General features: G+C 70.9%; 2 protein-coding genes and 1 pseudogene. All 3 read right to left on the bottom strand.

The features are described from left to right. A pseudogene (locus tag FV222_RS18560) lies at positions 1-1,217 on the bottom strand (hypothetical protein); the annotation flags it as partial. Positions 1,218-1,376: 159 nt separating this feature from the next. Further along, positions 1,377-2,933: a glutamine-hydrolyzing GMP synthase gene (gene guaA, locus FV222_RS18565; protein ID WP_147764316.1), complete on the bottom strand. Its 1,557-nt coding sequence runs from the start codon at positions 2,931-2,933 to the stop codon at positions 1,377-1,379. Between the two features lie 375 nt (positions 2,934-3,308). Further along, complete coding sequence (locus tag FV222_RS18570; protein WP_246685539.1) at positions 3,309-4,208, bottom strand: alpha/beta hydrolase; 900 nt, start codon at positions 4,206-4,208, stop codon at positions 3,309-3,311. Positions 4,209-4,251 lie beyond the last annotated feature (43 nt).

Below are 4,251 nucleotides of genomic sequence, written 5' to 3' on the forward strand. Positions count from 1 at the left end.
AGGGCGACCAGGGCGCCGGGCCGGCAGGCGAGCGCCGCCACCAGCAGGATCGGATATTCGGCCACCGTCGAGAACAGTCTCGGCGCGATCAGCGCGGCGAACAGGCCTCCGAGCATGCCGCCGAGCGAGGTGCAGAGATAGAACTCGGTCAGCCGGCTCGGGGCCGGCCGCAGGCGGTAGACCGCCCGGTGGGCGACGAGGCCCGCGACGAAGCAGAGGCCGAGGCTGAGCGGCAGGTCGGCGGCGAAGGGCAGACGCCCGATCATGGCCGCGCCAAGGACGACGGCGGTCCCCGCCACCTGCACCGCCGCGAGGGGACGCTCGGGCCAGGTCGCGAGCGAGCGGAAGGTGATGACGAAGGTGAGGAGGTAGAGCGCCAGCGGCAGCACCCACATCAGCGGGATCGCGGCGACGTCGGTGGTGACGTGGGCGGTGACGGCGACGAGCAGGCCGGACGGCACGGCCGAAAGGCCGACCCAGGCGAGGCGGCTCGCTAGGCTCGGGGCGGCGCAAGCCACCTCGGGCGTCACTGCGACCGGGCCGCGACTGTGCGCGCCACCGAGGACGGTGAGCGCGCAGGCCGCGACCGCGCCGGCGGCGAGCGCATAGCCGGCCGACCACAGCCGGGTCTGCTCGGCGAGCCCGAAGACCGGCTCGATCGCCAGCGGGTAGGCGATCAACGCTGCGAACGAGCCGAGGTTGGAGGCGCGGTAGAGGAAGTACGGGTCCTGCGCCCGGGCGTTGCCCGAGCGGGCGTACCAGGCCTGCAGCAGCGGCGCGCTCGCCGACAGGGCGAAGAACGGCGCGCCGACCGACGCGAGGAACAGGCCGACGAGCCAAAGCGCCTCGTCGCCGCCCTGCGCCGCGCCGGCCTCGGTCGCGACCGCGATCGGCAGGAACGTCGAGCCGGCGAGCAGCACGAGGCCGTGCACGACGACCGAGGCGCGCAAGGTCAGCCAGCGCGTCATCGCGTGGGCGTAGGCATAGCCGGCCAGCAGCAGACCCTGGAACACCACGGTCGCCACGGACCACACCGCCGGCGTGCCGCCGAGCACCGGCAGGACGCGCTTGGTGAAGATCGGCTGCAGGGCGAACAGCAGGAAGGCGGCGAGCAGCAGGGTGCCGGCGAAGACCAGCGTCTGGGCGAGGTCGCGGCCGACCGGCGCGGCGGCCCCCGGCGCGTCGACGCCGATCGGATCGGCCCTGCCGGCTGTCATCGTTCGCGTTCCCTGGCCCGAGTTCGGTAAGGCGCAGAGCTTAGCGAAAGGGGCTTAACCGTCCCTCAAGCCACATGTTTCAGGCGGTCGGCATGGCGTCGGCACCGCCTGAGGGGCCTGCGTGTGCAGTAAATCCGGGCTGGTCGAACGCAGCCGGGATCACTCCCACTCGATCGTGCCGGGGGGCTTCGAGGTGATGTCGTAGGTGACGCGGTTGATGCCCTTCACCTCGTTGATGATCCGGGTCGCGACTCGGCCGAGGAAGGCCATGTCGAACGGGTAGAAGTCGGCGGTCATGCCGTCGACGGAGGTGACGGCGCGCAGCGCGCAGACGTGGTCGTAGGTGCGCCCGTCGCCCATCACGCCGACGGTCTTCACCGGCAGGATCACCGCGAAGGCCTGCCAGATCGTGTCGTAGAGGCCGGCCTTGCGGATCTCGTCGAGGTAGATCGCGTCGGCCTTGCGCAGGGCCTCCAGCTTTTCCGGGGTGATCGTGCCGGGGCAGCGGATCGCGAGTCCCGGGCCGGGGAACGGGTGGCGGCCGACGAAGGCGTCGGGCAGGCCGAGCTCGCGCCCGAGCACCCGCACCTCGTCCTTGAACAGCTCGCGCAGGGGCTCGACGAGCTTCATGTTCATGCGCGCGGGCAGGCCGCCGACGTTGTGATGGCTCTTGATCGTCACGGACGGACCGCCCGAGAACGACACGCTCTCGATCACGTCCGGATAGAGCGTGCCCTGAGCCAGGAACGCCGCGCCGCCGATCTTCTTCGATTCCGCGTCGAACACGTCGATGAACAGCCGGCCGATGGTCTTGCGCTTCTCCTCGGGGTCGCTGACGCCGGTCAGCGCGTCGAGGAACAGGTCCTGCGCCTCCACGTGGACGAGGGGGATGTTGTAGTGGTCGCGGAACAGCCGCACGACCTCTTCGGCCTCGCCCATGCGCAGCAGGCCGTGATCGACGAAGACGCAGGTGAGCTGGTCGCCGATGGCCTCGTGCAGCAGTACCGCCGCCACCGAGGAATCGACGCCCCCCGAAAGGCCGCAGATCACCTTCTCGGAGCCGACCTGCTCGCGGATCTTGGCGATCGCCTCGGCGCGGTAGGCGCCCATGGTCCAGTCGCCCGAGCAGCCGGCGATGTCGCGCACGAAGTTGCGGATCAGCAGGGCGCCGTGCGGGGTGTGCGCCACCTCGGGGTGGAACTGGACCGCGTAGTAGTTGCGTGCCTCGTCGGCGACCGCGGCGAAGGGCGCGTTCTTCGAGATCGCCACGGTGGTGAAGCCGTCGGGCAGCTTGGTGACCCGGTCGCCGTGGCTCATCCAGACCGGGTAATGCTCGCCGACGTGCCAGACGCCCTTGAACAGCGGGCAATCGGACAGGATCTCGATCTCGGCCCGGCCGAACTCGGCGTGGTGGCCGCCCTCGACTTCGCCGCCGAGTTGCGCCGCCATCGTCTGCTGTCCGTAGCAGATCCCGAAGACCGGGACGCCCGAATCGAACACCACCTGGGGCGTGCGTGGCGAGGCGTCGCTCGTCACCGATTCGGGGCCCCCCGAGAGGATCACGCCCTTCGGCCGCGTCTCGGCGAAGGCCTCGGCCGCCTTCGTGAACGGCACGATCTCGCAATAGACCCCCTCCTCCCGGACGCGCCGGGCGATGAGCTGGGTCACCTGCGAGCCGAAGTCGACGATCAGGATCTTGTCGTGGTCGGTGTTCATGCCCCTCGCGTTAGACGAGGCGATTGCGCCGTGCAACGCGGGCGCCGCATGCGGGCCGCGCCAGCCTGTTCACGGCGCGCATGGGCGCCGGACCCGATGCGGCACGGCGTATCCCGAACCATGGCGGCGCGCCCACATCCGGTTCCCGACCGACGACTTCGCCTGCGCGACGTTTTCCGGACGCCTGGAGCGCCAGCGGACGGTGATCCGGGACCCAGCATCATCAAGGGCCGCATCAGCGGCTCGATCCGAACGGCGCAAGGTTTCGACGCTTCGCGACGTCTTCCGCTGAGTTCCGGATCGGGTTCCACTGACGCTTCACCCGTCCAGGAAAACGGGCACGGTGCTCACCGAGCCAATCGACCCGAAATCGTATCAGGCGGCGAGGAACCCGCGGACGTGGAGCCAGGCGAGGAACAGGCCGGGCCACGCCGCCACCGGCGTTCCGGGCGGCCCGAGGCCGAAACCGTGGCCGCCGCGCTCGAACAGGTGCATCTCGGCCGGGATCTTCGCCTTGCGCAGCGCGGCGAACATCAGGAGCACGTGGTCGCAGACCGCGATCGGGTCGTCCATCGCTTGCGCCATGAACATCGGCGGCGTGTCGGCGCGGACCTGCACATCGACCGAGTAGGTCCGCATCTCGACCTCGGTGACCTCGTCGCCGACGAGCACGCGCCGGGTCGAGGTGCCGTCGAACGGCGCCTTCATCGTGATGACGGGATAGAGCAGCCCGGCGAGCGCCGGCCGGTACGGCAGGGCGTCGTGCGCATCCACCGGCGGATAGAGGTTCTGGTTGCCGACCGCGGTCTCGCCCATCAGGTGCCCGCCGGCCGAGAAGCCCAGCACGCCGACGCGGGCCGGATCGATGCCGAGCTCCGTCGATTGCGCGCGGACCAGGCGCACGGCGCGCTGCGCGTCCTGCCGCGGGGCGTCGGGGCCGTTGTCCCAGCCCTCGCCGGGCAGCCGGTAGATCAGCAGGAAGACCGTCACGCCGACGGCCGTCAGCATCTGGCCCACCGGCACGCCTTCGTTGCCGATGTCGATGAACCGGTAGCCGCCGCCGGCCGCCACGATCATCGCCGACCCGTTCGGCTTGTCGGGGCGGATCACCAGAAGGCACGGGCGCTCGACCTTGGTGATGACGCCGCGCGCCGTCTCGTCGAAGCGGTAGCCGTTCGGATCGGGGCCCTCGCCGCCGCCCGGCGGGTCGCCCGGCCAGAGGTCGATGACCTGAAGCTGCGCACCCGGCGCCGTCCGCGGCAGGGCGGGGACCAGCTCGCCCGGCGGTTTGACCGCCCCCTGTGCCCGCGCCGCGCCC

The organism is Methylobacterium sp. WL103, from assembly GCF_008039885.1.
In the GTDB taxonomy this organism is placed as follows: Bacteria; Pseudomonadota; Alphaproteobacteria; order Rhizobiales; family Beijerinckiaceae; genus Methylobacterium; species Methylobacterium cerastii.